Source organism: Pseudomonas sp. X4, from assembly GCF_040784925.1.
Lineage (GTDB): Bacteria > Pseudomonadota > Gammaproteobacteria > Pseudomonadales > Pseudomonadaceae > Aquipseudomonas > Aquipseudomonas putida_Z.
Genome location: NZ_CP160798.1, coordinates 5,365,036 through 5,391,167, shown reverse-complemented (window position 1 = coordinate 5,391,167; position 26,132 = coordinate 5,365,036). Strand labels below are relative to the sequence as shown.

Below are 26,132 nucleotides of genomic sequence, written 5' to 3'. Positions count from 1 at the left end.
CGGCGCCACCTCAAGGCTGGCGCCGATCCTTTGTGGGAGCGGCCTTGTGTCGCGATGGGCCGCAAAGCGGCCCCCCGGATTTCAGCGTCAACGCAACAATCGCCGGGGCTGCCATGCAGCCCATCGCGACACAAGGCCGCTCCTACAGGGACAGCGACTGGGGCGCCGTGCTCGGTAACCCCCGCGCGGGCCTTCGACCAGGCAATCAGTTTCAGCTGGCACTGTAGCGAGGTGCCAGCCGGTTGCTGGAAAGCTCACCGAACAGGGCTTGACGGTTACTCTCGTAGGTTTCGTAGCGCTGCAGGTCATGCAAGGCAGGGATGGAGATCAGTACCTTGTTTTCGAAGTCCTGCAGGGCGCCTTCGACCAGGTCGTCAACCGACATCACGATACCTGGGTCGAGGTTCTCCACCGGCAAGCCGCCAATCGCCCAGAAGTCGGTGGCCGTGGCGCCAGGCAGCACTGCCTGGACCTGTATGCCGTGTGGCGAAAGTTCCTTGTACAGCGACTGGGTGAAGGCGGTGACGTACGCCTTGCTGGCGCCATAAACGCCATTGAGCAGCTCCGGGACCAGGCTGACGACCGACGAGATATTGATCACTGCACCTTGCTGGCGGGCAACGAAGCCTGGCGTCACGGCATAGGTAAGGCGGGTGAGGGCGGTGATGTTGAGGCTGATCATCTCGGCCATGCGTTCGACATCGCTTTCCAGCAGGGGGGTATGGGTGCCGATACCGGCATTGTTCACCAGCAGGGTGATGCTCGCGTCTTCACGCAACTTGCGCTCGACCCGGGCGAGTTCATCGGGGCTTGCCAGGTCTGCCGGGAAGACTTCGACACTTTGCCGGGTATCCTGGCTGATGCGGCTGGCCAGTGCATTGAGGCGGTCGCGGTTGCGTGCGACCAGCACGAGGTCATAGCCGAGGCGGGCCAGGCGCTCGGCGTATACCGCGCCGATACCCGAGGAAGCGCCGGTAATGAGGGCGGTGCCTTTGTGCGAGTGAGTCATGATTCAAGCTCCAGTGGTTGGGGACTGGGGCCATGATGCGGTAGATTTTCACTGGCTCAAATGACGTATATGGTAGTGTTTCAGGACACTACCAGACGGAGCCCGGTCATGCATCGCATCGGCTATCTGATCACCGAAGGTTTTCAAATCATGGGCCTGGCCACGCAGACGGTGTTCGAGGTCGCCAACCTCGTCGCCGGGGAGGCGTTTTACCGGGTGCAGAACTTCTCGGTAGGTGGCGGCATGGTCCGCTCATCGCTGGGCATGCCCATCGAAACCCTGCCGTTGGCTGCACCAGGCCTGGCTGACACCTGGATGGTCAGCGGTACCCTGACCCCCGAGACGCCCCCCGCCGATGAGGTGCTGGCGTGTGTGCAAGGCTTTGTTGCCAGTGCGCGCAGGACCGCCGGGCTGTGTACCGGCACCTTCGTGCTGGCGCAGGCCGGCGTGCTGGACAATCGCCGGGCCACCACCCACTGGGCCTATGCCAAGGCACTGCGCACCCTGCACCCCAAGGTCGAGGTCGACGATGACCGGATCTTCATCATCGATGGGCCGGTCTGGACATCGGCGGGAATGACCGCAGCGCTGGACATGGCGCTGGCCATGGTGGAGAAGGATCTGGGGGCCGAGCTGGCCAGGTCGGTGGCGCACAAGTTGGTGATGCATCAGCGGCGCTCGGGCGGGCAGTCGCAACATTCCGAACTGCTTGTCCTGGCGCCGAAGTCGGACCGCGTCCAGAGCGCCCTGGAATACGCCCGCCAGCACCTGAACCGCCCGCTGAGTGTCGAAGAGCTGGCCGGTGTGGTGCACCTGAGCCCCAGGCAGTTCACCCGGGTGTTCACTGCCGAAACCGGGCAGTCCCCGGCCAAGGCCGTGGAGAACCTGCGCCTGGAAGCTGCCCGCCTGATGATCGAGCAAAGCCGGCACAGCCTGGACGTGGTGGCCAGGGAGACCGGCTTCAGAGACCGCCGGCACCTGCGCGAGGTGTTCATCCGCGGGTTTGGGGTGCCGCCGCAGGCGGTGCGCAGGGATGCCAGGCGAGTGGTCTAGAGGGTCGTTCAGGCTTCCTCGAAATGCATCTCCGGTGGCTTGCGCTTGAAACCACGGGTAATCACGGTCAGGTAGAGCACGCCGAGGCAGAGCCAGCCTGCCCCCAGGTAGATCGCCAGGTGATCGAGACTCGCCATCAGCCACAAGGTGGAGGCAAAGCCCACCAGGGGGAATGCGAGGTACATCAGCAGCGCGTTGGCACCACGCTGCTGCATGGCAACCCAGTAGTGGAAGATCACCGCCAGGTTGACCAGGCTGAAGGCGAGAAAGGCACCGAAGTTGATGAACGAGGTAGAGGTCGTCACGTCCATGCGCAAGGCGAGCAGGGCGACCACCCCGCACAGGATAATGCTGGGCACCGGCGTACTGAAGCGCTCGCTCAGCTTGCCGAAGAATGATCTGGGCAGCACACCGTCACGCCCCATCGCATACAGCAGGCGGGAGGCGCTGGCTTGCGCCGACAGGCCCGAAGTGAACTGGCCGACGATCAGCCCCAGCAGGAAGATGCTGACGAAGATGTCGCCACCGATGTTCTGGGCAATTTCATAAGCCGCCGCGTCGGCATTGGCAAAGTCGGTGGACGGGTGGGCGAGCTGAACGAAGTAGCTGCAGGCGATGAACAGCCCGCCGCCGATCAGGGTGATCAGCAGGATGGCTTTCGGGATGTTTTTGCGTGGTTCCTTGGTTTCTTCGGTCAGGGTGCTGACCGCGTCGAAGCCCAGGAATGAATAGCAGGCAATCGCCGCACCGCTCATGATCAGCGGCAACTGGGTGCCTTCCTTGTAGAACGGCTCGAGTGTCCACAGCGGCACCGTGGGGTCGCCCCAGACATAGTGCACCGCGAGCGCAACGAACGCCGCCAGCACCAGCAACTGAATGAACATCAACAGGCCATTGACGGTCTTGGCCAGCCGCAGGCCGATCACATTGATCGTCGTGGTGATGCCGATGAATGCCAGCACCCAAATGGCTTGCGGCACGCCCGGGAACGCCGAGTGCAGATAGGCCGCGCCAATGAGCCAGATCGCCATGGGCAGGAACAGGTAGTCGAGCAACACCGCCCACCCGGTGATGAAGCCCAGCTGCGGGCTGATCGATTTGCGCACGTAGGTATAGGCGGACCCGGCGACTGGAAAGGCGCGCGCCATGTGGCCGTAGCTCAAGGCGGTAAAGAGCATGGCGATGGCGGCAGCGAGGTAGGCTGCGGGTACCCTCCCTCCCGTGGTCTCGGCCAGGATACCGAATGTGCCCAGGACGATGATGGGGGTCATGTAGGCGATGCCGAAAAGCACCACCGAGCCCAGCGAAAGCGTTCGCTTGAGTGTGGCCATTACTGCTTGCTCCAGCTTGTGATTGTTATTCAGAGTCGAACACGCTGCCGTCCCTGGCGGCCTTGCATTCCAGTAAGAGAGCCTGGAAGGGTGGAATATTCAGGAGGGGATGATCAGTTCGCGAAGGCCGTTGGCGTGCTCGACCTGTTCACCCGGCAGCTGGATGCGGCGCTGGGCGATGTAGGTGTAGTCGCGCCGTGACTGCTGCAGTTGCTCCATGGCCAGCTCGACGGTCATGCGGCACTCGCCACGGCCGGCTTCGCACAGCAACTGGCCGTACGGGTCGACGACTGCACTGCCGCCAGCGAAAACCAGGCCGCCATCACCGTCGCCCACGCGGTTGACCATGACCGCGAAGGCCTGGTTTTCCATGGCGCGTGCGGTGATGGCGGTTCTGTGGGTGGGCCCGTACGGGTCCATGTTGCCGTTGGTGACGATGATCAGTTCTGCGCCCAGCTGCCCCAGGGCGCGGGCGGTTTCAGGGAATTCGATGTCAAAGCAGATCAGCAGGCCGACACGGATGCCTTTGAACAGGGCTGTCGCAAAACGGTCGCCTGGGGTGAAAACCCCGCAGTCCGATGCCCAAAGGTGGGTCTTGCGGTAGGTGAGCGCTACGCCTTCAGGCGTGACCAGCACGGTGGTGTTGTAGAAACGGCCGTCGTCTGCGGCTTCGGCCATCCCGACGACCACGGCAACGTTTTGCGCTTGTGCGGCCTGTTGGACTGCCGTGATGCTCGGGCCATCCAGTGGCTCGGCGATGCGGCCGATGTTTTCTTCGGTTGGGAAGCCCATCAGCTGGGTTTCCGGGAAGACCAGCAGATCGGTATCGGCGCCGCAGTTGCCGATCGCCTCGATGGTGCGCTGCAGGTTGTACGCGGTATCGCCATCGCGACCGGCCAGTTGGACAAGCTCTACCTTCATTTCCAATCCTCGACTAACGGCTTCGACCGCCATGCCCTGGCGGCATGGGGTGTAAAAAACGATCCCGGTACAGGTTCGCTCAGCGTAAGCTAGCCCGGATTATGGGGTGGTCATCATGGCGGGGGGTATTACGCCCACGTGGTAACCCAACAGGGGTAGAGGATGAATTTTACGCTGCACGACATCGCCTGGCACCGATCGGTAGGCCAATTGATCGAAACCCTCGACAAGGACCACTTCTGGACAGCCCTGGTGCGGTTGCTGAACGAGTACGTTGCCTGCGACAGCTGGGTTGCGCTGCTGTTTTCCGCAGGGCGCCCGCAGGTGTTCGCCGAATGCCCCAGTGCAGACGGCAACCCTGACCCGTTGTTCCAGGACTATCTGAACGGCCTGTACCTGCTGGACCCGTTCTACGTGGCCAGCCGAGAGGCTGCGGTGTCCGGCCTGGTGCGCCTGGCGGATGTGGCCCCTGAATGTTTCGAGCAGACGGACTACTACCAGCGTTATTTCCGGCTTAACGTGGTTGCCGATGAAATTCAGTACAACGTGCAGCTGGATGCGCAGCGCACGCTGTGCCTGTCGCTGGGTAGCAAGCGCCGGTTCAGCATCGAACAGGTCACCCTGCTGGAACTGTTGCGGCCGTGGGTCACTGCGCTGATGCGCCAGCGGATGACCTTTGAGCGGGAGTTGCTGGAAGAGGCCACCAAGCCTGCGCCGCACTGGCAAAGCCGCATGGAGGACAGGGTCGAGCAGATGGAGTCGCCATTGACCGGGCGTGAGCTGGAGGTGGGCCGGCTGATGCTTAGCGGGTGTTCCAGCAAAGAGATCGCGCGCAAGCTTGAAATCTCGGTGGAGACAGTGAAAGTGCACCGCAAGCATATGTACAGCAAGCTGGGTATCAAATCGCAGTCGGAGCTGTTTTCGCTGTTTCTTCAGGCCCAGCTGGGTTGATTCCGGCCAACTTCATGCCCCCTCTCATGGGGCTGCACATGACTTGTTGCTTTGGCAGGGACCCTGTGTGTGGGTTTACCCGCGAACACCGGCTTGGCCGGTGCCATCCACCACGTCGCCTGCTTCGCGGGCATGCCCGCTCCCACAAGGACCGCGCTGGCACCCAGGCCTGCGCTGCATTTTCAGATTCGACTGGTAATCAGAAATGACCCGCCCGCTGTTTGTTTCCATCGATGGGCCCAAGGGCACCGGCAAGACCACGCTTCTGGAGGCGGTTACCAAGGCCCTGAGGGCTGACAACAAGAAAGTGATCCGGCTTTGCGAGAAAAAAAGCGACCCCTACCGGGGAGAAACCATGGCCCTCGTCAACCAACTGGTCAGAAACCCCTCCCGGGACCTGGAATTGAGGGTATGCGAGCGCTTCGCCGAAAGCCGTGCCTGGATTTCCCGGCATGTGCTGCCGAGGCAGCCAGTAGACAGCATCATCCTGATCGATCGCTGGTACCCGTCCGATGCCGCATTTCGCCGCAGCGTGGCGTTCGACGAGATCCTGCGCCTGAACCTCGAGCGAAATGTGCAAGTGCCCGATTTGCATGTCGGCGTTGTCACGGCCCCTGATACTTCATGGGCAAGGGCCGCGGCACGAACGCGCGGGTTGGGTAGTACGGTGATCCATAGCCTGGACGAGCAGGTTGCCTGTACCGAGGCGTTCGAACGTGCGGTAGCGGAACACGGCTGGGTACTGTGCCGTAATGAAGGGGCCATCGAGGATGCAACGCGGCAGGTAGTGGCCGAGATCGATGGCGTGCTTCAGTGTGTTGATCGGGCTGGGGGCTGGCCTGTTCGCGGTGGTAGCTGACGTACCCCGGTGGATGCTGCATCATGCCTGGCCATTTACCGCCCCAGGGAGACAGCGATGATCAAGACCGGCGATACACTGCCCGACGTAACGCTTTACCAGTACAGCAACGGCGAGGGCGGTTGTGCGATCGGCCCGAACGCGTTTTCCCTGCACGAGCGCTGCAAGCAGAAAAAAGTGGTGATCTTCGGCTTGCCTGGTGCCTTCACGCCAACCTGTTCGGAGCGGCATGTCCCGGGCTACGTGGCTGCGGCACAGGATCTGTTCGCTACCGGGGTTGCCGAAATTCTCTGTGTTTCGGTCAATGATGCATTCGTCATGAATGCCTGGGGCGCGAGCCTGCAGGTGGGCGAGGCGGTCAGGATGATTGGCGATGGCAATGGAGAGTTCAGCGAGGCGCTGGGCCTGATCCAGGACCTCTCGGCGCGCGGCATGGGCCGGCGTTCGCAACGCTATGCCATGTTGGTAGACGACCTGGTGGTCAGGCACATCGCGGTCGAAGCACCCGGCAAGTTCGAGTGCAGCGACGCCGCGAGCATGTTGGCTGTTTGTAAGCCCTGAAGGCATACACAGGTCCTGTGGGAGATTGCCCAGCCCTTTGGGCCGCGCTGTCGCACAGATAACGGAATTCGCAAGCGATCCTCTTACCCTGTGGGAGCGGCTTTAGCCGCGAAAAATCCAACGCGGTGCATGGCACCGGCTGCGCCGGTGTTCGCGGCTAAAGCCGCTCCCACAGGGTCCCTGCTAATTCAATGAGTTATGTGCAGTTCTATGGGAGCGCATGCGGTGTAACGGCTACGCGGCAAAGTCGGTAGAGAGCGACAGGTCCCGCCACTGGGCCAGTTCTTGCTCGACCGCGCTGTTCTTGGCCTCGATGCGCGCGACGGCGTCGCTGCCCAGCGCCAGGCGCAGTGGCGGGTTCGCCGCATTGGCCAGGGCCAGCAGGGCTTCGGCCAGCTTCGCCGGGTTGCCGGGCTGGGCATGGTTGGCCGCCTCGGCGTAATGGCGCATGACGCCGACGGTGGCTGCGTAGTCAGGCAGCTCCAGCGCCGTCTTCACCAGCGATTGGTCATCCAGGAAGTCGGTACGGAAGAAGCCCGGCTCGACCACGGTCACCTTGATCCCCAAGGGGGCCAGCTCCTGGTGCATCGCTTCGCTAATGCCTTCGACCGCAAACTTGGTCGAACCGTACACCCCCCAGCCCATGTAGGCCTGGTAGCCACCGAGCGACGAGATGTTGATCACGTGGCCACTGCGTTGGCGACGCATGTGGGGCAGTACGGCGCGGGTTACGTTGAGCAGCCCGAAAACGTTGGTGGCGAACAGCCGTTCGGTTTCGCTGGCGCTGGTTTCTTCTACCGCGCCGAGCACGCCAAAACCGGCGTTGTTGACCAGCACGTCGATTTGCCCGAAATGCTTGATGCCAGCAGCGACCGCCGCATGGGCGTCCTCTTCGCGGGTCACATCCAGGCGCACGGCCAACAGGTTCGGGTGCCGGCCAAGGCGAGCCTCGATGTCTTCCGGGTTACGCGCCGTTGCGATGACGGCGTCACCCGCTGCCAGGGCCTGTTGGGCGATCAGGGTGCCGAAACCGCGGGAAGCGCCAGTAATGAGCCAGGTACGCATGTCAACTCCTCCTGTATCCGACCCTGCACCATGCGGGCCTTCTCGATGAGTTGAGCGAACTTTAAAATCTGCGGATTGATGTGATAATCCCATGAATATTACATAGGCCTTTGAGTAGCTTTCAGCAATGAAGCCAACCAGCACCGCCGACCTGTCCGTGTTCCTGTGCATTGCCCGCCACCTGAACTTCAGCCGCGCGGCGGTCGAGCTGGGCCTTACGCCCTCGGCCCTCAGCCATGCGCTGCGGGCCCTGGAAACCCGTCTTGATGTTCGCCTGTTCAACCGCACCACGCGCAGTGTGGCGCTTACCGAGGCAGGGGAGCGTCTTTACCAGAGGCTGCAACCGGCCTTTCGGGACATCGCCGACGCGCTGGAGGACCTCAACAACTTCCGCGACAAACCGTCAGGCAACCTGCGCATCACCGCCGGGCGTGCCGCAGTAGAGCTCGCGCTACTGCCACTGGCCAATCGCTTTCTGCTGGCGTATCCGGATGTACGCCTGGAAATCGTCAGTGACGATGCGCTGGTGGACATGGTGGGCACCGGCTTTGACGCCGGCGTGCGCCTGGGGGAGCGACTCCAGGCGGACATGGTTTCGCTGCCCATCGGCCCTTACCTTCGTTCGGTGGTGGTAGCGGCGCCCGCGTTCTTCGATCGATATCCTGTTCCACAGCACCCGCAAGACTTGAAGCAGCTACCTTGCATCGGGCACCGCTTCCCTGGTGGCGCACTTTATCGATGGGAATTCGAGCGCGGGGGCGTGCAACTGGAGGTCGATGTACAGGGGCCCTTGGTATTGGGTGACGTCAGCCTGATGCTGGCGCCTGCCTTGCAAGGGCTCGGCCTGGCCTATGTGTTCGAAGACATGGCCAAGGAGCACCTGGAGCGTGGCCATCTGCAGCAGGTGCTGGGGGACTGGTGTCACTACTACCCGGGGCTGTATCTGTACTACCCGAGCCGCCGCCAGGTGCCTGCGGCGCTGCGGGCCTTCATCGAGTTCGTACGGGAGCAGCGCTAGCGTGAGCATGGCTTCTGGAGGCAGGTAGGGAAGGGCTAAACTGGCGCCAGTTCCAGCGCGTTTCGCTTTGCCGTCGCTGCCTGCGATGCCATATGCCAAACCACTGTTTCAAGGGTATTGGTGTTTCGCCGGGCAGATGTGTAAGGCCCCGCTGCCGCGCACATCTCATCTCTTTCCCGGCAATACCGAACCGAGAACTTGCCTGGCCGTCTGCACGATGACCCCAGCCTGGTCCGGGTCGCCCTTGAGCAGGCTGCTGGCGAACTTCTTCGCCTGTTCAAGCTTGATGTGCGGCGGCAAGGGAGGTACGTCCGGATCGGTCTTGAACTCGATCAACACCGGTCGGTCAGCCGCCAGGGCTCGCTCCCAGGCGTCGGCAATGTCTTCTTCGCGTTCCACATAGATGCCTTGCAAGCCGATGGAGATGGCGAACAGATGGTAGGGCACATCAGGAATCGTCTGTGAGGCCTCGAACTTGGGGTCGCCCTCCATTACCCGTTGCTCCCAGGTCACCTGGTTGAGGTCTTCGTTGTTGAACACCGCGCAGATCCACTGGGGGTTTTCCCACTGGCGCCAGTACTTGGCGACGGTGATCAGCTCGGCCAGGTTGTTCATCTGCATCGCCCCGTCACCCACCAATGCCACCACGCTGCGCCGCGGATGGGCGAACTTGGCGGCGATGGCATAGGGTACCGCCGCACCCATGCTGGCCAGGCCACCGGACAACGAACACTGCATGCCCTGGCGTATCTGCAGGTCGCGGGCAAACCAGTTGGCGCAGGACCCGGAGTCGCTGGTGACGATGGCGTGGTCGGGCAGGCGAGGGGAGAGTTCGTGCACCACGCGCTGGGGGTTGATCGGGTCGGCCTTGACCAAGGCGCGTTTCTGCAGGGTCTTGTCCCAGTCTGCGCGCCAGCCTTCAACCTGGTCGCGCCAACGGCGCTCGGTCTTGTGTTCGAGCAATGGCAGCAGTGCCCGCAGCGTTTCGCTGGCGTCGCCGACCAGGTTGACCTCCATGGGGTAGCGCAGGCTGAGCATGTCTGGCTGCAAATCGATCTGCACGCCACGGGCCTGGCCTTCCTCAGGCAGGAACTCGGCGTAGGGGAAGCCGGAACCGATCATCAGCAAGGTGTCGCATTCGCTCATCAACCGATAACTCGGTTCGGTACCTAGCAGCCCGATGGCGCCGGTGACCCAGGGCAGGTCGTCTGGCACTACGGCCTTGCCCAGCAGCGCCTTGGCCGCGCCTGCACCAAGCGTTTCAGCTACCGCGATCACCTGTTCGGAGGCTTGCAGTGCACCGGCTCCGACCAGGATCGCCACTTTTCGCCCAGCGTTGAGTACCTCGGCGGCACGTTGCAGGTCCTGCTCGAAAGGCACCACCCTGGGCCTGCTGTAGCCGATGCCGGAATGCACCGTGCCATGGGCTTTCGGTGGTTCGTGGTAGGGCAGGTCCTGCAGGTCGTTGGGCAGGATGATGGCGGTGACCCGGCGTTCGCCGACGGCGGTACGTACGGCGCGATCGAGCAAGTGGCGCACCTGTTCCGGGGTCGAAGCCTGCTGGACGAAGGCACCTGCGACGTCCTTGAACATCGACAGCAGGTCCAGCTCCTGCTGGTAATGCCCGCCAAGCGCTGCTCGCGCCTGCTGGCCGACGATGGCCAGCACCGGCTGGTGATCCATGCGCGCGTCATACAGGCCGGTAAGCAGATGTGAAGCGCCGGGGCCGGAGGTGGCAATGCACACGCCCAATTCGCCGGTGAACTTGGCATGGGCGCTGGCCATGAAGGCCGCCATTTCCTCGTGGCGTGCCTGGATGAACTGGATCTTGCCCTCGGCCCGGCTCAACGCCCCGAATACCCCGTTGATGCCGTCGCCGGGGTAACCGAAGATGCGCCGCACCCCCCATTGATACAAGCGCTCCACCAGAAAGTCGCCTACCGTGCTGGTCATTGTCTTCTCCCGTCCTGTGACCGATAGGGGTCTGGACTTGGCTCGGATCGGGAAGGTTTCAAGCGTGTGCGCACTGGTCTACCGACTGGAACCTTGCATGAGCCATCGGGTTCGCAAGTGAACGGACAACAGGATCAGGATGCTCGACATGAATGCGACAGACACTGCGGGTGCCACCGTGCAGACCTTGTATTTCAAGGACGACGGTGCAACGCCGAACAGCCGTTTCCCGGTATTGCTGTACCGCTTGCAACTCAACCCGTCGCAAGACTGCGCCAGTGCCTTCGAGTCGCTGTTCACCGCACACCAGTGGGTGCCGCTGTGGCGCGGCGGGATCTTCGATTACCATCACTTCCACCCCAATGCTCATGAGGCTCTGGGCGTCGCATGCGGCCGGGCGCGGGTGACGCTGGGCGGCGAAGCGGGGCAGACAATAAGCGTGAAGTGCGGCGACGTACTGGTACTGCCGGCAGGAACTGGCCATCGCTGCGTCGAGAGCAGCGATGATTTTCTGGTGGTCGGCGCCTATCCCAAGGGGCAGGAAAACTACGATATCCAGCGCCCGGAAAGCGCAGCGCACCAGCAGGCGCTGGCGCGAATCGCTTCCGTGCCCGACCCCGCACAAGACCCGGTCAACGGCACGCGTGGCGCCCTGATGACGGCCTGGCGCTGAGTTCCTGAGCCGGTCGTCGTCGCTGCTGAACGGCTGCACTCAAGCCAGGATCAATCGAGCTGAGTCGCCCGATTTCACTCAGCCAGCAGGAGTTACAGCGATGGCCAAGTACCTGTACCTGATCAGCTACATCCTCGACAACCAACCCGGCACCTGCGAGTTGCGCAGCGACCAGGAGGACATGAGCCGCGAAGCGGCGCGCGATTACCTGCAAGGCATGCACCGCAACGAAGCGTCATCTTTCACTGACGTGCAGGTGCAGCGTCTGGAGCACGACCATGAGCCAGGCACTTCGCCGGGGCATTATCAGCAGCCATGAAAAGGTGAGGGCTGGCAGATGAAACGAAGAGGTGAAACCTACAGACAGTGGTGCGACCCGATCCTGCACCATCAGACCCATGAGGAAACGCTCGGCACCGGCACCTGCCTGGAGGTGCAGACACGCTTGTCACGCACAGGCGCCACGCAGTTGTTCATCGGTGTCTATCGCACCGACGGTTCCGTGCTGTGCGAACGGATCTACGACCAGCGCGCGGGGGAAACCATGAGGCGGGCGCTGCTGTGGGGTGTGGGGTATGCCCGGCGCGTCGCGGGTGAGGGCGAGGCGTTGCGTGGCGAACCGGCTGGAAGCGCTGCAGCGTCTGGCTGAACGCTTGAGGCACCGCCGTGGAAAAGAGCGATGACCAACCAGTCAAAATTAATGAATCTTTTTACACGTTGCTCGCTCCATTAGTCTGAATTGGTGAAGGAGAGTGCAATGGCTGGACAGCAGTTGTATGTGATCGAGTACGAGCTTCATGGGGAATTTCGCACCTTCATCATCCGGCTCGAGCGTATGGACAACGCCGAAGCCTGGCACTGGGCAAGTTGCGATGCTGGCGTGGGTATCATCCCGCGGTTCGGCCAGCACAAGATCAAGAAGGTCAGCCGGCCGATGGCTGAGCGCTACGGCATCAACAATGTGCGCTGGCGGGTATCGGGCGACGGGCCGGAGTTCGTCGCACCGACCATTGATGTAAAGAAATTCTCCAATAGCGGTACCGGCGGTACCTGAAGCTTGTTGTGACCAGGACCTGCCTGAAATCTTCAGGCAGGCCTTCACTCATGGGTTCGCTTCTCAAGTTTCGAGGCACCATCATTCTCACTTTCAGGAGCCAGTACGTGCCGCGAATCATCACTCCAGGCACCCCTGAACACGAGATCAGCGAGCGGAACGCCCGCATGTTCGGTTCGCCAAAAGAGCGCCTTGATTTCTACCGCCGTGAAATCCAGTACGAGACCAGCATCCTCGCCAACCGCACAGACGCCTATCTCGCCGCGCAGTCGTTTCTGGTGATCGCCTTCGTATCGTCGATGGGTAACCTCAATCAGAGCTGGGGCGAGATGTTCACGCTGGTGGTTCCGCCGTTTCTCGCATTGCTGGGCGTGTTGAGTTCACTCAATGCCTGGCCGGGCATTCGCGCGGCCTACAAGATCATCGAGCACTGGCAATTGAAACAGAGCCACCTTCTGCGCAGCGAGCCACTGATGGGTCTGGCATATGACGAATCGCCACTGTTCAGCGAGGCGGAAACCTCCCTGGCCGGGCACCGCAAGTCGTTGTTGTTTTCGCTGCGTACACCTTGGATATTCCTGGTCTTCTGGATGATTCTCGGTATTTACGCGGTATTCATCCAGCTGGCCTGAGCGGCGCGGCTGCCCCCGAGACAACGCGGTGCTCCAATCGTTGTCGACTCTGATTACCGCCACCTTCAAAGCCTTTGCTCCGGTACCAATAACCAGGTTTGATTGCGCCATTTTCTCTGGGCCTCCAAGCAAATGTCATAGATCACAAACGCTGAACTCCTGCCGCCTCACCTGCGTCCCTCGAATGAATGCCCCATTAAAGACGGCATCCACCCAACTATCCGCTTCGAGGGCGAAACGATGGACAAGACCAATCAAAGCTCGACCTCTCCACCCGGCAGCACCCAGGAACATGCCTTGATCGATGACGCCGGTGCGCTGCTTGGCGAGGCCAGGCACAAAGGCAGCGAGCAGTTCGAACACTACCGCGATAACGCAGCCGATCAGCTTGATTCGCTCGAGGAAGGAGCGCGTTCGGCGGCTGCTGCGCTGCAAGGCAACGACAGTCTCGGGCTGTCGCAGTACCTGAACCAGGCAGCAGAGTGCGTGGGTGAGTTTGCCGAGCAGGTACGCCATGAAAGTGCCGAAAGCCTGCTGCAGCGTGGTGCTCAGTTGGCCAGGAGCAACCCGGCGCTCTTTTTGGCCGGTAGCGTCGCCATCGGGTTTGCCGTGTCGCGTTTCATGCGAGCCAGCACCAGCCATGAGTCCACCACCCCTGCGTCGTCCGCTGATTGGCAACAGTCCGGCCCCGCGCAGCCAGTGCCTGATCGTGGTAGCGACGTATCCACCCGTGAACCTTTCACCCCCGTCGACCCAGTCGGCCCTGGTGCAGGCACGCCGGTCAGTGGCAGCCCGTTCGAGCGCGATCCACTCAAAGGAGGTGAATGATGAACAAAGACCCCTTGCATACCACCCCAGGCCTGCACACGGTGGAAGACGACGCCGTCGGTGTTGGCGGTTTGTTGCGCCAGCTGATGCGGGAAGTTCCGGACCTGTTCACCAAAGAGCTGGCGCTGGCCAAGGCAGAGCTGCAGCAGAACCTCGCCACCCTGAAGGCCGGCACGGCTGCGGTGGCAGCGGGCGCGATCGTGATGCTGGCGGGCTTCGTCATCCTGTTGCTGGCGGCAGTCTACGCCCTGGCGATGGTGGTCGAGCCTTGGCTGGCAGCCTTGATCGTGGGCGCGGTCACCTTGGTGATCGGGTTCATCATGTTGCAGTCGGGCAAGAAACGGTTCGAACCCACGCACCTGGCCCCTGACCGCACCTTGCATGCCATGCAGCAGGACAAGGACACGCTGAAGAGGAAACTGCCATGACCACTTCCTTCGAACATGAAGCGCACAAGGACCCTGACTTGCTCGAGCAGGAAATCAACGCCAAGCGCGAGCACATCAGCGATCTGGTGGACGCCCTCGAACAGCGCCTGAGCCCGGGCCAGATGGTCGACCGAGTCCTGGCCTATGCCAAAGGCAATGGCGGCGAGTTCTTCCAGAACCTGGGCACCACCCTCAAGAACAACCCCGTACCCGCTACCCTGACGGTACTGGGCCTGGCCTGGCTGGGCCTGAACCAGAACCGCCCCTTCAACCCCGGGCCTGCGCACCATGGGCCTGGGTTGGGCGAAAAGGTCGGCGACGCGGTGGACACGGTGAAGGGCGCTTTCGCGCAGGCGGGGGAGGCAGTGCACGACGCCAGCCAGAAGGTGCGCATGAAAGCCCATGACATGCGCGATCGGGCCAGCGAACTCGGCAGCGGCGCCCGCGACTCCGTGGGGGCTTCTGCGGATACCCTGCGCCATTCGGCACACAAGGCCGCAGACCAGGCCACGGCTCTGAAAGGCCAGTTCGATCATCTGCTTCAGGAGCAACCGCTGGTATTGGCCGCTTTGGGGATAGCACTGGGTGCGGCATTGGGGGCGGCGCTACCCAGTACCCGCAAGGAAGACCAGCTGATGGGCGCCAGCAGCGATCGCTTGACCGACACACTCAAGGCCAAGGGTCGCGAGGTGAAGGCGTCGGTCGAAGAGTCGCTCGATCAGGCGGGTGGTAAAGCGTCGACACAGGCAGAGCGCAGGCCTGGAGACTCCGACCTTTCCTCGGGGTTGGGCTTCAATTCCTGATCCTGGGCATCTTCGTCGTCGGCCCAACTGCCCCGGCAGAGGGCCGGCGGCTATCTGTGTGCCGGACAATCGCTTGCAGCTTGAATCAGGGAGGCTCTGCTTTGAAGATCGACGCGTTGTTGACCGAACTCCTCAATGCCCGTGGACCTCTAGCGCTGCAGGTTGTCCCGAGCGGCATCGTCTGCCTGCTGTTCGCGAGGCGACTGTGGGGCCGTTTCGCAGTTTCGGCCCATCGCCTGATACTCCTTGCGAAGTTGATGGATCTCTCGGTTGTCGAGAGATTCGAGACCTAGTACCGATTGCTCTGCGGACTTTGTAGCGCGGACCAGTTCGTCGAGCTTCACGTGGATGATGTCGTTGTCACGGTTCTGGGTGTTCTGAATCAGAAAGACCATCAGGAAAGTGATGATGGTCGTCGATGTGTTGACGATCAGTTGCCAGGTGTCGTTGTAGTGAAACCAGGGCCCGGACGCAGCCCACAGGGTGATGAGCACCACGGCGATGAGGAAGGTACTGGGTTTACCAGCGTGCTTGGCGAGCCATTGGCAGAACAGCGCGAATTTCATGGTGTTATCTCCACTGCTATCTACGATTCTGACCGCAGCGGTGCGCTGAAATCTTTTTTGCTTTTTCGCCTGGAGACGGGATACACCTGGCGCGCTGCAATTCCTGCAAGCCAACGCTGGGCAGGTATAAGCATTGCCGCTACGCTTTGATCCTCGCGCCAGGTCAAGAATTTTCCACAGTGAAGAAAACAGTTCGGGTTGATGATCTTCAGGTCTTCGTCACAACAGCCTCTGCCGGCAGCTTCTCGGCAGCGGCCAGGTTGTTGGATATTTCACCGGCGTTGGCCAGCGGCGCAGTCCAGCGCCTGGAAAGCTGCCTGGGTGCCAGGTTGTTCGTGCGTTCCACGAGGCGTTTGCGGCTTTCGGATGATGGCGAGCGATACCTGCCTCATGCCCGTCAGGCCTTGGAGGCACTGGACAACGGTGAGGTGGCGCTGACCGAGGGGCGAGATGAGATCGCGGGTACACTTCGCCTGTCCATGCCCTCGGATATTGGCAGGAATCTGCTGCTGCCCTGGTTGGACGATTTCCAGCGATTGCACCCCAAGGTGATGCTGCAACTGCGGATCAGCGATCAGGTGGCCGACCTTGTCGGCCAGCAACTGGATGCGAGTATCCGATATGGGCAGCTGGCAGATTCCAGCCTTGTTTCACTGATGCTTGCCCCTGGAAATCGCAGAACGGTCTGCGCCTCGCCACATTACCTGGCACGACATGGGGCACCAGGGGCCTTGGAAGATCTGGGCAGGCATAATTGCCTGCGTTATGTGATGGGCGAGCAAACCTACGAGCGATGGAGCTTCCATTTGCCCGATGGCGTCAAGACCGTGCAAGTCACAGGCGACCGCGTGAGCGATGACGCCGATATCGTTCGGCGTTGGGGTGTGGACGGATTGGGGGTCGTTTACAAATCCAGGCTGGACGTGCTGGCGGACATACGTGCCGGGCGGCTGATCGAGTTGTTTCCCGGGGATTACGGTCAACCTGCGCCGTTGCAGCTGGTGTGCGCTCATCGAACATCGCTCACACCTGCTGTGCAGGTGCTCAGAGCGTTTCTGGCGGAGCGTTTCGAGCAGCTCATCGCTGCTGATGGATAAGGTGACGGGGCTCATGGCCCCGCCTTCGTTGCGTTGACCGGGCGAGTGATCAGAAGCCTTCCAGAACGATCTTGCCTTTTGCCTTGCCGCTTTCGATCAGGGCATGGGCGCGTTTGAGGTTGCTGGCACTGATGCTGCCGAAGTGCTCGCCAACGGTGGTCTTGATGACCCCCTCGTCGACCAGCGCCGATACCTTTTCCAGCAGGTGGTGCTGCTTGATCATGTCCTCGGTCTGGTACAGCGAGCGTGTGAACATGAGCTCCCAGTGCACCGACAGCGATTTGCGCTTGAACGGCACGATATCGAGATGCTGAGGGTCATCGATCAGCGCGAGCTTGCCCTGTGGGCGCAGCACTTCGACGATCTGCGCGAGGTACGCATCGGTGTGGGTCAGGCTGATGACGTAATCCACCGAGTTGAACTGAAGTTGTTCCAGTTGCAGGGCAAAGGATGCCGAATGGTCGATGACATGATGTGCCCCGAGTTCGCTGACCCAGGCCTGGGTTTCAGGGCGTGACGCGGTACCGATCACCTTGAGCTGGGTAAGCTTGCGTGCAAGCTGTACCAGGATCGAACCAACACCGCCGCCGGCACCGATGATCAGCAGGCTCTTGCCAGCGCCGCCATTTTCCTCCACACCCAGGCGGTCGAACAGCAATTCCCAGGCGGTGATGGATGTGAGCGGCAAGGCTGCGGCGCTGGCATTGTCCAGACTACGAGGCTTGTGCCCGACGATTCGCTCGTCGACCAGGTGATATTCGCTGTAACTGCCCGGGCGATCGATTGCACCGGCGTAGAACACTTCGTCGCCAGGCTGGAACAACGACACCTCGGCGCCGACTTCGCGAACGATCCCCACGGCATCCCATCCCAACACTTGAGGGTGGTCACCGCTGCGGCTGGCTCTGACCTTGGTGTCGACAGGGTTGACCGCGATGGCTTTGACTTCCACCAACAGGTCCCTGGCACCGGGTGTGGGCTTGGGCAGTTCGTGCTCGTACAACGATCGGGAATCCTGGATCGGGAGGCCGGGGGTGTCGTAGACGATTGCTTTCATTGGGATGTGACCTTTCAGGTGAGCAGTGGTGACAGGTTAATCGCGTCGCCCCCCTGAAAAACCAGGTTGGTGCCGGAACACTTTCCGCGTTTCGCTGATAATCGGGTACCTCTACACAGGGAGCAGGTGCTCTCGTTCAAGCAGCTGGATGTTGGACGGCTTGACCTGCACTTCGTGAAGTTCAGGCGCTGTAAACCAGCGGCACTCCACGATCTCGTGATTTGCGGTAGGCTTTGCGCCAGTTTCGACAGGCAGTTGATAGAGATAGTGTTCCTCGCCTGCGAGCACGTAGTGGTTGAGGAATCGAGCACCATTGAAGGGTAGGCAAGTCTCCTCCATCAGCTCGCGCTGCGCAGCGTCCAGATGATGCTCGCCTGGATCTATTTTTCCGCCTGGCAACGACCATTCAGCGCTTTGCTTGCGCACGAAAAGAATGCGTCCTGCTTGCAGGCAAATGACCGTCGAATGCCGTTCTCTGGAGTTGTTCATCAGGAACCTCCCGTACGTTGGAGGTGGCATCAGGGCAAAACTCACCCTGATGCCGGCTGCGGATGATCAGCGATCTTTATCCCACTGCTGATCATCTGCCTGGTTTTGCTGACCGCCCATGCGGTCCTTGTCTGTCAGGTTCTGGTTCTGCTTGTCGGTCGTACGTTGGCCGCCTTGGCTCCCTGTGTCACGGGAACGTTCCCAGTCCTTGTTCATCTTGTCCTCAGGTTTCTGGCCGGACTGGCTGCCACCTTGCTGCTGTTGGCCGGGCATCCGGCCGCCCGAACCCTGGCCGCCTTGCTGGCCGGTGCCGGCAGTGTTGTTACCCATGCCGGTGTCAGCACTGCCTTGGTTGCCACCCTTGTCTTGATTGTTTGCCATGATCGCTTACCTCAGGTCAGACACAGGAAGGTCTGTGTGTACTGTTATGACCGAAGCCCGTTCCCGCGGTGTGCAAGGAATATTTGGCAAGCTGACTAAACGCATTAATTTCAAGGGTGCGAAATTTTGGTGTAAGGCCAGGCACCTACTTGAAGGGCAAAGCGCGATAGGCGAACCCCTGTTGGGGCGATCGGTGATCGCCCCTTTTGCGGTTCAGGGGCGGTCCTTGAGGGTTTCGAAGGCTTTGACGCTTTTGATCAGGCTTTTGTTGCTGGCGGAGCCGGCACTGTTGAACAGGAAGGAGAAGTCCGAGGCCAACGAGGGGCTGCCGGCAATCGTCGCGTACTGATGGCACTGGTTGCAGTCGTCACCCTGCACGTAGGTCTCCATGGTGGTGTTGGCCACCGGCACATTGCCCTGGCTGATGAACGGCCCGTACGACAACGGCACTTGCGCGTTGGCGCCCGGTTCCGGGCTGGGCGGATTGGGGGCGAGGGTCCAGAGTACGTTGATCAGCTTGTAGTACTGGAACACCGACTTGCCTTGGCTGTGCTGCGCGAAGTTGGCTTGTACCGCGCTGTTGAGGGCTTGCAGGTCGCCGGGCACGGGGTGTTCGCGGGTGGTCTGTACCGGCTGGTCGCGTGGGAAGAGATCGGTGCAGTCCTTGTCGGGATGCGTTTGCTTGCACTGGATACGGGCTTGGTTTGGTGTGCACTCGGGGCCGTTGCCACAGTCAGGGTTGTTGAAGGCAAACCCGTTCGGCGGGGTTTGTTGCGGCGGGACCTGGGCCGGTTCGGGCACGTTGTCCACCTGCTCGAAGGTGGTCCAGATGAAGTTGGGCGAAGCCTGGGTCTTGTTGATGATATGCAGGCCCACCAGCCCCACCACCTCCTGGGTACACTCCAGCGTGTCGGGGCGTTTGAGCCAGGCGACGGTAGTCAGGTAGCGCCCGAACAGTTCGGGTTTGCCGGTCAGCACCCGCCATGCGGCCTTGAGCTCGATCGCGCCCAGTTGCTCCTGTGGCACTGGGGAGGTCGGCAGTGAGCGCATCGGTTCGCCGATGGGCAGCGACAGGCCCTCCGGTGTCTGGCCGTCGAGGTTTTGCGCGACCTTCAACTGGTTGGCGGCGTCGTAGAGCCCCTTGTCGACGATGTAGTCGAACTCGGCCTTGCCCACCTTGCGTTCGAAAAACACCAGTTTGCCCGCCTGGTCCGTCAGCCAGCCGCCGGACGCCTCCATGACCGGGTCGGGAATGGACGCAAGTGTCCCGGTCGACAGGTGGAAACCGTGCAAGGCATTGATCGCGCCTTCGGAGGTGGCGTTCATGAACTTGCGTGCGCCGACCTTGAGTGCCTTGAGGCTACCCTGGGTGCTGCAGCCGGATGGCACCAGGGTTTGCACGCCCCAGCCGGTGGGCGTGGGTGCGCCGGGCAGGAAGATGTCGTTGGCGTCCTTGTAGCTGGCCCATACCGGGGCCACGCTCATGGGTTGACCCGGTGCGGAGGGGACCCCGAACTGCGCCAGCGTGCTTTGCATGTCGGGTTCGCCCGCCAGGCTGGCGGTGGCCGGCCAACCGGGGTTCACCGGCCAGTTCAAGGCAATGAACAGCTGCCAGCCAAAGCAGTTCATGAACGCCTGGCTGGTGGCATTGAAGTTGTTGACCGGCAGGAATCCCCCGCTGGCCGGGTTGAACACCAATTGCTGCTGCACACAGGTATCGGCGTCCGACAGCGTGGCCGCCGTGGCGGGTTGCAGGGTCGACAGGCACAGCAGAATGCCGCACAGCAGCGACAGAAGACTCAAGCGTGACCTGGACATCATTGCGCTCCTTGCAAGCTGTCAAGCCGCACCCGAAGGTGCGGCGGTAGAGGGGCGTAAGTGGGGTGACTGGCGTGACTCAGGCCCCCGGCACCAGCGCCAGGCCGGACTCCCAAGGGTGGTCTGTCGCGCTCACGTTCACATCTTCACTCGGGTTGAGGGCACGCACTGTCACCAGGCCGGGTGCTGCGGAGGGGCTGACCGTGATGGTCAGAATGTAGGCCTGGGTGCCGCCCGAGTTGGTCTGGCCGGGAATGGCCGACGCGTCGGGCAGGTACTGGGTGACCTGCGCCGTCACCCCAGGGTTGGAGAATTGCACCCTGGCATTCTGCGCCGTGGTAGTCGGGTCGGCGCCTTGCACCACCAGCACGAACTGGTTGCTGCTGCCCGGTGCAAGCCAGGCGGGCAGGTCGGTTGGGGATTGCCCGTAGAACAGGTCCAGCGGCAGCAGCTGCACTGGCCAGGGTTGCAGGCCGGCCACCCGGTCCTGCACGCATGGGAACGCTTGAGGCGTGGTGCTGAGCGGCTTGACGGTGACGCTCAGGCCGACCAGCAGTTGTTGGGCGATGACCCACACATAGTTGACCTTCTGGTTGTTGATGGTGATGTCATTGATCGAGAAGCCGGCGCTTTCCGGCACCTCGAACACCGCCTGCAGGATCTGGTCGGAACCGTTGGCAGCCGACTTGGCCGTACCACGCGTGATGCGCCAGTACTGGCTCACGTCCTGGCCTTGCGGGCCCTTCCAGGCGCTGAAGTCGGTGGGCTGTTGCAAGTACAGGCCAATGGGGTTGGTCAGCGACAGTCGGTTGTTCACCGCCGTGGTATTGGCCATGAAACCGATGTGCGGATCAGAGTTGCGATAGTTCTGCCCGTACTGCGCGCAGCAGATCAACGACTGGGCGTTCTGGCTGCTGCTCACCGGGCGCAGGATGGTGGCGGCGGCGGCCAGGTACACCTCGGCGCTGAGGGTATTGGGGCCGGAGGTCAGGTGCATCGCACCGCCGAACTGGCCGGGCACACAGGCCGTTCCGGCGTTCCATTTGTTGACGGTGTCATAGGCCGGCTTGCCGGTGGTGGGGTCGATGACCGGGTCACCGGCCTTGCCGGTCGGGCCGTCGGCGGTGTAGCGAAGGTACAGGTCTTCGAGTTGCACGTTCGGGTCGATGTAGTCGCGGTACAGGCCCAGTACTGCGTTCGGGTCGATACGCCACATGGTCAGGAAGTACGCGGGGTTTTCGCAGGTGAAGGTGATCTTGCGCATGTTGCCGTTGGCATCGCGCACGATCGACCACTCGCAGTACTCGTCGAGCCAGCCCCGTGGGCCGGAAGGCGAGAACGCCGTGTACTTGCCGTTCCAGTCGATGCTCGGGCAGCGCTTGGCCGGCAGTTGCAGCACGGTACCTTGTTTGTTGGGGTCGTAGAGCATGTAGAGGGTGTTGTCGAGGGTGATCTGGCCGTGGTCGGTCAACTCCATCACCTGGTCCAGGGTCATGGCCTTGCCACCCAACTGGGGAATGACCGCCGCACCGTTGTTGTAGAAGAAGGTCCAGAGCCGGTTGGGGAAGGGCGCCCAGGTGATCGCCGGGGCGGTCACGTCGCCGAAACCTTCCACCAGCGGGTTGTAGTAACCCGAGCGGGGGGCGTCGTTCAGGCCCGACCAAGGGTTGCCGATGATGGACGATTCGGTCCAGCCGGTGAGGTTGTTGTTCCAGTCGGTTTCAAACTGCGGCAACTGGTCTTCCAGGCCCAGCTTGTTGTAGTCCTTGGGGGCTTGGCCGGCGGGAGAGGTGAACTGCTTGAAGGGCGTGCTCATGTCGGTTCTCCTGGTGTGCGTGAGGTGGAAGCAGAGCAGCAGCCGGCGACCGGGGGCGGGCCGGCGAGGGTCTGGCGCGGGTCGTCCCACACCAGTTGGGCGATGAAACCGGGCAGGGTCGTGTATTCGTCAGGCGTCAGCACGCGTCCGCTGTCGAGGTGGGTCACCACCAGCGACAACTGCACCGCATCGCCGCGGCCAAGGCCCAGCGCAGCGGCGTTGCGGGCCGCATTCAGTGCGCGGGACACGCCGTGGGTGATGCACCGGCCCTTGTCGTCCACCAGCCCCATGCCGATACGGCTGAAGCGCCCCACGTAGTGGGGGTTGTCGGCGCTGACGTGCTGCGTGGCAGCGTCGGGCTGGTCGAGAAAGACATCGATCAGATAGGTGTCATGGGTGCAGCGCACATGATCGAACACCACCCACGGCCCGGGCCCTGCGGCGTTGCCCGCGGCAGGCCCGGCTTTTGCGCCGTGCTTGCAGCAGGCGCCGGTGGCCGCCTTGGGCGCGCCGAACTGTGGGGCCACCGGCACGCCGTAGTCGTAGCCGATGTGCCGGCTGTCCTGGGCCATGTCGCCGATGGTGGTGTAGCGCCAGGCGTCGGCGCTGGTGAATGTGAGCTGCGTGGCATCGTGACCGGCGAACGGCTGGAGCAGGCACTGCGTGGTGTATTGCGCCCCGGGGTTGGCCCTGATCCAGACCTCGAGCATGCGGTCGATATTGGCGTGGTAGGAGCAGAACACCGGGTCGAAGGCGGTGTAGGCGTTGTCGGCCATGTCGCCCCCGATCCAGCCGTGATAGTTGTCGTGGGGTTGCTCGTAAAGGCCATCGAAGTTGAGGGCACGATTGGGGTACAGGCTGTCCTTCTGTGGCGGGTCGAACACCGGGATGTTGGCCCATGGATAACCGGGTACACCCTGTGGTTGGCTGAAGGTGGTGAACTTCAGGGCATCCACCACCTGTTGCTGGAAAATCCGGCTCATGCCGTACAAACGGGCGCGATCCGAGCGCGAGTCGTCACCGTGGGTGTAGAACAACCGGTCGCGTTGCACATAGCGGCAGTCCACCCCCTTGGCCGCGCCGCTGGCGCACACCTTGGAACAACCGTCCTTGGCGGCCGCGTAGCGCAGGGGATTGGGTCGGGTTTCGCCGGTGTGCGGGTGCACATAGGTTTCATCGAGAAACGCCTGGGGCAGGCCGGCCTGTGGGCTGCCGTCGACGCTGGCATCTTCGGCCATCCAGTCCCAGTAAGGAATGGCGCAGTCGATCAGTTGTTCCAGGTACAACAGGTAGGCCCGGTGCCAGAGGGCAAACGCCTCCTGGTAATGCAGGCACCAGTTGGTGTGGATGTAGGCGTAACGTTGCCAGGGCGAGCCACTGTCGGGGTCGCCCACCTGCATCACGTCGTCCAGGCGGGCGCGGTACAGGTTCAGTTCCTCAAGGCTCAGGGCGCGGATGTCCTTTCTCACCCGCCTGACCGATTGGGGCAGGTCTGGTGGCGGGATGCGTTCGGCCAGATCGAAGGGAGAATCGGCGTCCAGGCGCCAGCCCTGGTTGACCCACAACCTGAAGGTTTCCAGGGCATCGATCGGCCAGAACTGTTGCTGGTCGAGGGTCAGCGGCATGTTGCGCGAGGCCAGGTGCTGGTAGATGGTTTCTGACCAGGTTTTGACCGACTCCGGGTCGTCCAGGTAGACGAAATAGGCGTTCATGCACCCGGTCCAGGAGGCTGCCACGGCCGCGCGCTGCGCAGCGGGGATCCAGTAGGGAGCGGTAAAAAGGCCGTGGATGTCCGCGGTCCATGTCGGTTTCGCGATGATCATAAGGTCCCTCTCATGCGCCCCGCAGGCGGGCTGCTAAGCTCAGTTGATGGTAAAGAGCTCGCACGCAGGGAATCGTGCAAATTGGCGCGTCCTTGCGGCGGATTCATTGCAGTTTTTCAAGGAAGACACGTGAAAAATGACAGACGCCATGGATCTGAAGATTCTGGGAAAGCTGCAAAAGGATTGCAGCCAGAATCTGGAGTTGCTGAGTGACAGCGTCGGGCTGTCTTCCACCAGTTGCTACCGGCGTATCAGGCGCCTGGAAAGCGCAGGCATCATCAAGGCCAAGGTCGCGATACTGGACGAGCGCAAGCTTGGCATTCAGGTGACGGCCTTCTTTCTGGTGAAGCTGGACCGCGACAGCAACGACATTGACCGCAAGATGCAGCACATCCTGGCCAGCCACCCGGAGATTCAGGACTGCTACCTGATGACGGGCGAGTTCGACTTCGTGATGGTTGCCAAGTTTCGCGATGCCACCGAGTACACTGACTATATCTACCGGTTTCTCGACACTTACCGGGATATTCCGATTCGCACTTATTCCTCGACGTTGGTGGTGCGTACGGTGAAGAAATCGTATGAATTGCCGCTGGGAGGAGGGCTGCAGCAGGCTGTCGATGCCTGATCGTGTCTCCAACCTCGTGGCTTTGCGCGGGCTCTTGTGGGAGCGGCCTTGTGTCGCGATTGGGCTGCGAAGCGGCCCCAAGGTTTCAGCACAAGTGCACAAATGGCGGGGCTGCTTCGCAGCCCAATCGCGACACAAGGCCGCTCCCACAGGATCCTCTACAGGCCAGAAGCTCGATGCAAGGCATGTGCGATCTCTTTGGGAGATTACCCTGCCCTTTGAGCTGGCGCTGTTTGACGTAACTCCGAAATATCGCGTTTCGGCGGCGTACCGAATTGCCGCCCATATTCGCGACTGAACTGCGAAGGGCTTTCATAGCCGACCTTGAAGGCTGCCGTGGCAGCATCCAGGTGTTCATTGAGCATCAGCCGTTTCGCCTCGTTCAACCTCAACCATTTCTGATACTGCAGCGGGCTCATCGCGGTGAGCTGGCGGAAGTGCTGATGGAAGGTTGACAGCCCCATCTGCACCCGAGAGGCCAACTCATCTACCCGCAACGGCGCGGCGTAGTTCAGTTTCAGCCAGTCGATGGCCTTGGCGATTCGATGCCCCTTGCTGCCGACCGAGGCGATGTAGCGGAGCAGGGGGGCCTGGTCGCTCTGTAGCAACCGATAGTGGATTTCTCGCTGAATCAGCGGCCAGAGCACGGGTATCGCATCAGGCTCTTCCAAAAGCCCGATCAGTCGGCTGAAGCTCTCCAGCAGCTTCGGGCTTAGCAAACCCACGCCGGCGCTTGTGTGAACAGACTGGCTGCCCGCCGGCAGGCGGCCGTCTTGCGCGATCAACTCTGCCAGTGTGCGCAGGTCGAGCTTGAACACCAGGCCCAGGCAAGGTGCGCCTTCGCTGGCCATCGTCACTGCCGAATGGGCGGGGATGTTCAGCGAGGTGACCAGGAACCGGGTCGAGTCATAAGGGAACACGTCGCCGCCGATGACCATTTCCTTGGCGCCCTGCACGACCAGCACGATGCTTGGCTCGACGATACAGGTGACCGGTGGGGCCGGTGCGTTGCGTCGGTAGACGCTGAGGTCTGCGATGCGTGTCGCGAAATCGCCAGCCGTTGGCGCGTGGGCGCCGATGACCTTGCACAGCGTGGCCATCGGGTGCGCGTGTGAGGTCGGTTGTGTGGTGGCGGACATAGGAAGCCTCAGGTCATCTCTTGGAAAGACACTACTCGCGCGTCACTTCCGCTGTCCATGCCCCGTCGACAGGGCCTGGAGAATCAGGCAAGAAAACTGGTCGTTTGATCTACTGATACACCGTTTTTCGCTAGGAAGATGGGCGGCAGGCAATGTTGCCAAAGTGCTCGAGTAGCGCG

The 26,132-nt window shown here is 61.9% G+C and carries 28 protein-coding genes; 15 read left to right on the top strand and 13 right to left on the bottom strand.

The window, feature by feature from the left end:
* Window positions 1-211 precede the first annotated feature (211 nt).
* Window positions 212-1,009 (bottom strand): SDR family oxidoreductase, encoded by a 798-nt coding sequence (locus ABX298_RS23975; RefSeq protein WP_075045273.1) that lies wholly within the window; start codon window positions 1,007-1,009, stop codon window positions 212-214.
* A 108-nt stretch (window positions 1,010-1,117) separates the two neighbouring features.
* Here ABX298_RS23975 and ABX298_RS23970 point away from each other — a divergent pair, with 108 nt between their 5' ends.
* On the top strand, window positions 1,118-2,062 hold the full coding sequence (locus tag ABX298_RS23970; RefSeq protein WP_075045272.1) for a GlxA family transcriptional regulator: 945 nt from the start codon (window positions 1,118-1,120) through the stop codon (window positions 2,060-2,062).
* A gap of 8 nt (window positions 2,063-2,070) precedes the next feature.
* On the opposite strand, the gene ABX298_RS23965 is transcribed toward ABX298_RS23970, so the two are convergent.
* A complete protein-coding gene (locus tag ABX298_RS23965; RefSeq protein ID WP_085589854.1) occupies window positions 2,071-3,393 on the bottom strand; it encodes an APC family permease in 1,323 nt (440 codons plus the stop codon).
* A gap of 99 nt (window positions 3,394-3,492) precedes the next feature.
* Window positions 3,493-4,314 carry a carbon-nitrogen hydrolase family protein gene (locus tag ABX298_RS23960; RefSeq protein WP_137164018.1) on the bottom strand — a complete coding sequence of 274 codons (822 nt, stop codon included), beginning with the start codon at window positions 4,312-4,314 and terminating at the stop codon, window positions 3,493-3,495.
* Between the two features lie 162 nt (window positions 4,315-4,476).
* On the opposite strand from ABX298_RS23960, the gene ABX298_RS23955 reads away from it, so the two are divergent.
* From ABX298_RS23955 to ABX298_RS23945, 3 genes are all read left to right on the top strand, one after another.
* Window positions 4,477-5,265, top strand: coding sequence for a LuxR C-terminal-related transcriptional regulator (locus tag ABX298_RS23955; protein ID WP_085664872.1), 789 nt, complete (start codon window positions 4,477-4,479; stop codon window positions 5,263-5,265).
* Window positions 5,266-5,470: 205 nt separating this feature from the next.
* A complete protein-coding gene (locus tag ABX298_RS23950; protein ID WP_075045268.1) occupies window positions 5,471-6,124 on the top strand; it encodes a dTMP kinase in 654 nt (217 codons plus the stop codon).
* Between the two features lie 57 nt (window positions 6,125-6,181).
* Window positions 6,182-6,685: a peroxiredoxin gene (locus ABX298_RS23945; protein WP_286099921.1), complete on the top strand. Its 504-nt coding sequence runs from the start codon at window positions 6,182-6,184 to the stop codon at window positions 6,683-6,685.
* Window positions 6,686-6,919: 234 nt separating this feature from the next.
* On the opposite strand, the gene ABX298_RS23940 is transcribed toward ABX298_RS23945, so the two are convergent.
* Window positions 6,920-7,750 (bottom strand): oxidoreductase, encoded by an 831-nt coding sequence (locus ABX298_RS23940; protein WP_085704760.1) that lies wholly within the window; start codon window positions 7,748-7,750, stop codon window positions 6,920-6,922.
* A 127-nt stretch (window positions 7,751-7,877) separates the two neighbouring features.
* On the opposite strand from ABX298_RS23940, the gene ABX298_RS23935 reads away from it, so the two are divergent.
* Window positions 7,878-8,768 carry a LysR family transcriptional regulator gene (locus ABX298_RS23935; protein WP_286099920.1) on the top strand — a complete coding sequence of 297 codons (891 nt, stop codon included), beginning with the start codon at window positions 7,878-7,880 and terminating at the stop codon, window positions 8,766-8,768.
* Window positions 8,769-8,933: 165 nt separating this feature from the next.
* On the opposite strand, the gene ABX298_RS23930 is transcribed toward ABX298_RS23935, so the two are convergent.
* On the bottom strand, window positions 8,934-10,721 hold the full coding sequence (locus ABX298_RS23930; RefSeq protein WP_367393744.1) for a thiamine pyrophosphate-requiring protein: 1,788 nt from the start codon (window positions 10,719-10,721) through the stop codon (window positions 8,934-8,936).
* Window positions 10,722-10,860: 139 nt separating this feature from the next.
* Between ABX298_RS23930 and ABX298_RS23925 the strand changes: the two genes are divergently transcribed.
* From ABX298_RS23925 to ABX298_RS23890, 8 genes are all read left to right on the top strand, one after another.
* Entirely contained in the window at window positions 10,861-11,394 is a 534-nt protein-coding gene (locus tag ABX298_RS23925) for a cupin domain-containing protein (protein WP_367393743.1), read from the top strand.
* Between the two features lie 100 nt (window positions 11,395-11,494).
* On the top strand, window positions 11,495-11,713 hold the full coding sequence (locus tag ABX298_RS23920; protein ID WP_367393742.1) for a hypothetical protein: 219 nt from the start codon (window positions 11,495-11,497) through the stop codon (window positions 11,711-11,713).
* Window positions 11,714-11,731: 18 nt separating this feature from the next.
* The gene (locus tag ABX298_RS23915; RefSeq protein ID WP_274079888.1) at window positions 11,732-12,043 is read left to right on the top strand and encodes a hypothetical protein; all 312 of its coding nucleotides are present in this window, start codon (window positions 11,732-11,734) and stop codon (window positions 12,041-12,043) included.
* A 108-nt stretch (window positions 12,044-12,151) separates the two neighbouring features.
* A complete protein-coding gene (locus tag ABX298_RS23910; RefSeq protein ID WP_025339190.1) occupies window positions 12,152-12,448 on the top strand; it encodes a DUF6555 family protein in 297 nt (98 codons plus the stop codon).
* A 107-nt stretch (window positions 12,449-12,555) separates the two neighbouring features.
* Complete coding sequence (locus tag ABX298_RS23905) at window positions 12,556-13,080, top strand: hypothetical protein (protein ID WP_025339189.1); 525 nt, start codon at window positions 12,556-12,558, stop codon at window positions 13,078-13,080.
* Between the two features lie 240 nt (window positions 13,081-13,320).
* Window positions 13,321-13,908 carry a hypothetical protein gene (locus tag ABX298_RS23900; protein ID WP_085615794.1) on the top strand — a complete coding sequence of 196 codons (588 nt, stop codon included), beginning with the start codon at window positions 13,321-13,323 and terminating at the stop codon, window positions 13,906-13,908.
* Window positions 13,908-14,336 (top strand): phage holin family protein, encoded by a 429-nt coding sequence (locus tag ABX298_RS23895; RefSeq protein WP_085615792.1) that lies wholly within the window; start codon window positions 13,908-13,910, stop codon window positions 14,334-14,336. Before ABX298_RS23900 ends, ABX298_RS23895 begins: the two co-directional genes overlap by 1 nt.
* Entirely contained in the window at window positions 14,333-15,139 is an 807-nt protein-coding gene (locus tag ABX298_RS23890; protein ID WP_286099918.1) for a DUF3618 domain-containing protein, read from the top strand. Before ABX298_RS23895 ends, ABX298_RS23890 begins: the two co-directional genes overlap by 4 nt.
* Before the next feature lie 149 nt (window positions 15,140-15,288).
* Here ABX298_RS23890 and ABX298_RS23885 read toward each other — a convergent pair whose 3' ends face one another.
* Window positions 15,289-15,705, bottom strand: coding sequence for a low affinity iron permease family protein (locus ABX298_RS23885; RefSeq protein WP_367393741.1), 417 nt, complete (start codon window positions 15,703-15,705; stop codon window positions 15,289-15,291).
* A 179-nt stretch (window positions 15,706-15,884) separates the two neighbouring features.
* Here ABX298_RS23885 and ABX298_RS23880 point away from each other — a divergent pair, with 179 nt between their 5' ends.
* Window positions 15,885-16,802 carry a LysR family transcriptional regulator gene (locus ABX298_RS23880; RefSeq protein WP_038408135.1) on the top strand — a complete coding sequence of 306 codons (918 nt, stop codon included), beginning with the start codon at window positions 15,885-15,887 and terminating at the stop codon, window positions 16,800-16,802.
* 49 nt (window positions 16,803-16,851) lie between these two features.
* On the opposite strand, the gene ABX298_RS23875 is transcribed toward ABX298_RS23880, so the two are convergent.
* The 6 genes from ABX298_RS23875 to ABX298_RS23850 form a co-directional block, all read right to left on the bottom strand.
* A complete protein-coding gene (locus ABX298_RS23875) occupies window positions 16,852-17,859 on the bottom strand; it encodes a zinc-binding alcohol dehydrogenase family protein (protein ID WP_367393740.1) in 1,008 nt (335 codons plus the stop codon).
* Between the two features lie 111 nt (window positions 17,860-17,970).
* Complete coding sequence (locus tag ABX298_RS23870; RefSeq protein ID WP_084785185.1) at window positions 17,971-18,348, bottom strand: NUDIX domain-containing protein; 378 nt, start codon at window positions 18,346-18,348, stop codon at window positions 17,971-17,973.
* 66 nt (window positions 18,349-18,414) lie between these two features.
* Entirely contained in the window at window positions 18,415-18,729 is a 315-nt protein-coding gene (locus ABX298_RS23865; RefSeq protein WP_367393739.1) for a hypothetical protein, read from the bottom strand.
* 213 nt (window positions 18,730-18,942) lie between these two features.
* Window positions 18,943-20,547 (bottom strand): hypothetical protein, encoded by a 1,605-nt coding sequence (locus tag ABX298_RS23860; RefSeq protein WP_286099914.1) that lies wholly within the window; start codon window positions 20,545-20,547, stop codon window positions 18,943-18,945.
* A 79-nt stretch (window positions 20,548-20,626) separates the two neighbouring features.
* On the bottom strand, window positions 20,627-22,363 hold the full coding sequence (locus tag ABX298_RS23855; RefSeq protein WP_367393738.1) for a hypothetical protein: 1,737 nt from the start codon (window positions 22,361-22,363) through the stop codon (window positions 20,627-20,629).
* Window positions 22,360-24,186 carry a tyrosinase family protein gene (locus tag ABX298_RS23850; RefSeq protein WP_367393737.1) on the bottom strand — a complete coding sequence of 609 codons (1,827 nt, stop codon included), beginning with the start codon at window positions 24,184-24,186 and terminating at the stop codon, window positions 22,360-22,362. Before ABX298_RS23850 ends, ABX298_RS23855 begins: the two co-directional genes overlap by 4 nt.
* Window positions 24,187-24,334: 148 nt before the next feature.
* On the opposite strand from ABX298_RS23850, the gene ABX298_RS23845 reads away from it, so the two are divergent.
* Window positions 24,335-24,814, top strand: coding sequence for an Lrp/AsnC family transcriptional regulator (locus ABX298_RS23845; RefSeq protein ID WP_003258733.1), 480 nt, complete (start codon window positions 24,335-24,337; stop codon window positions 24,812-24,814).
* A gap of 206 nt (window positions 24,815-25,020) precedes the next feature.
* Here the strand turns inward: ABX298_RS23845 and ABX298_RS23840 are convergent, their stop codons facing one another.
* Window positions 25,021-25,953 carry an AraC family transcriptional regulator gene (locus tag ABX298_RS23840; RefSeq protein ID WP_317409672.1) on the bottom strand — a complete coding sequence of 311 codons (933 nt, stop codon included), beginning with the start codon at window positions 25,951-25,953 and terminating at the stop codon, window positions 25,021-25,023.
* Window positions 25,954-26,132: the final 179 nt, after the last annotated feature.

Bases quoted from the DNA above. Each gene is read 5' to 3' on its own strand.
- ABX298_RS23975 (WP_075045273.1), bottom strand. From the start codon at position 1,009: ATGACTCACTCGCACAAAGGCACCGCCCTCATTACCGGCGCTTCCTCG.
- ABX298_RS23970 (WP_075045272.1), top strand. From the start codon at position 1,118: ATGCATCGCATCGGCTATCTGATCACCGAAGGTTTTCAAATCATGGGC.
- ABX298_RS23965 (WP_085589854.1), bottom strand. From the start codon at position 3,393: ATGGCCACACTCAAGCGAACGCTTTCGCTGGGCTCGGTGGTGCTTTTC.
- ABX298_RS23960 (WP_137164018.1), bottom strand. From the start codon at position 4,314: ATGAAGGTAGAGCTTGTCCAACTGGCCGGTCGCGATGGCGATACCGCG.
- ABX298_RS23955 (WP_085664872.1), top strand. From the start codon at position 4,477: ATGAATTTTACGCTGCACGACATCGCCTGGCACCGATCGGTAGGCCAA.
- ABX298_RS23950 (WP_075045268.1), top strand. From the start codon at position 5,471: ATGACCCGCCCGCTGTTTGTTTCCATCGATGGGCCCAAGGGCACCGGC.
- ABX298_RS23945 (WP_286099921.1), top strand. From the start codon at position 6,182: ATGATCAAGACCGGCGATACACTGCCCGACGTAACGCTTTACCAGTAC.
- ABX298_RS23940 (WP_085704760.1), bottom strand. From the start codon at position 7,750: ATGCGTACCTGGCTCATTACTGGCGCTTCCCGCGGTTTCGGCACCCTG.
- ABX298_RS23935 (WP_286099920.1), top strand. From the start codon at position 7,878: ATGAAGCCAACCAGCACCGCCGACCTGTCCGTGTTCCTGTGCATTGCC.
- ABX298_RS23930 (WP_367393744.1), bottom strand. From the start codon at position 10,721: ATGACCAGCACGGTAGGCGACTTTCTGGTGGAGCGCTTGTATCAATGG.
- ABX298_RS23925 (WP_367393743.1), top strand. From the start codon at position 10,861: ATGCTCGACATGAATGCGACAGACACTGCGGGTGCCACCGTGCAGACC.
- ABX298_RS23920 (WP_367393742.1), top strand. From the start codon at position 11,495: ATGGCCAAGTACCTGTACCTGATCAGCTACATCCTCGACAACCAACCC.
- ABX298_RS23915 (WP_274079888.1), top strand. From the start codon at position 11,732: ATGAAACGAAGAGGTGAAACCTACAGACAGTGGTGCGACCCGATCCTG.
- ABX298_RS23910 (WP_025339190.1), top strand. From the start codon at position 12,152: ATGGCTGGACAGCAGTTGTATGTGATCGAGTACGAGCTTCATGGGGAA.
- ABX298_RS23900 (WP_085615794.1), top strand. From the start codon at position 13,321: ATGGACAAGACCAATCAAAGCTCGACCTCTCCACCCGGCAGCACCCAG.
- ABX298_RS23895 (WP_085615792.1), top strand. From the start codon at position 13,908: ATGAACAAAGACCCCTTGCATACCACCCCAGGCCTGCACACGGTGGAA.
- ABX298_RS23890 (WP_286099918.1), top strand. From the start codon at position 14,333: ATGACCACTTCCTTCGAACATGAAGCGCACAAGGACCCTGACTTGCTC.
- ABX298_RS23885 (WP_367393741.1), bottom strand. From the start codon at position 15,705: ATGAAATTCGCGCTGTTCTGCCAATGGCTCGCCAAGCACGCTGGTAAA.
- ABX298_RS23875 (WP_367393740.1), bottom strand. From the start codon at position 17,859: ATGAAAGCAATCGTCTACGACACCCCCGGCCTCCCGATCCAGGATTCC.
- ABX298_RS23870 (WP_084785185.1), bottom strand. From the start codon at position 18,348: ATGAACAACTCCAGAGAACGGCATTCGACGGTCATTTGCCTGCAAGCA.
- ABX298_RS23865 (WP_367393739.1), bottom strand. From the start codon at position 18,729: ATGGCAAACAATCAAGACAAGGGTGGCAACCAAGGCAGTGCTGACACC.
- ABX298_RS23860 (WP_286099914.1), bottom strand. From the start codon at position 20,547: ATGTCCAGGTCACGCTTGAGTCTTCTGTCGCTGCTGTGCGGCATTCTG.
- ABX298_RS23855 (WP_367393738.1), bottom strand. From the start codon at position 22,363: ATGAGCACGCCCTTCAAGCAGTTCACCTCTCCCGCCGGCCAAGCCCCC.
- ABX298_RS23850 (WP_367393737.1), bottom strand. From the start codon at position 24,186: ATGATCATCGCGAAACCGACATGGACCGCGGACATCCACGGCCTTTTT.
- ABX298_RS23845 (WP_003258733.1), top strand. From the start codon at position 24,335: ATGGATCTGAAGATTCTGGGAAAGCTGCAAAAGGATTGCAGCCAGAAT.
- ABX298_RS23840 (WP_317409672.1), bottom strand. From the start codon at position 25,953: ATGTCCGCCACCACACAACCGACCTCACACGCGCACCCGATGGCCACG.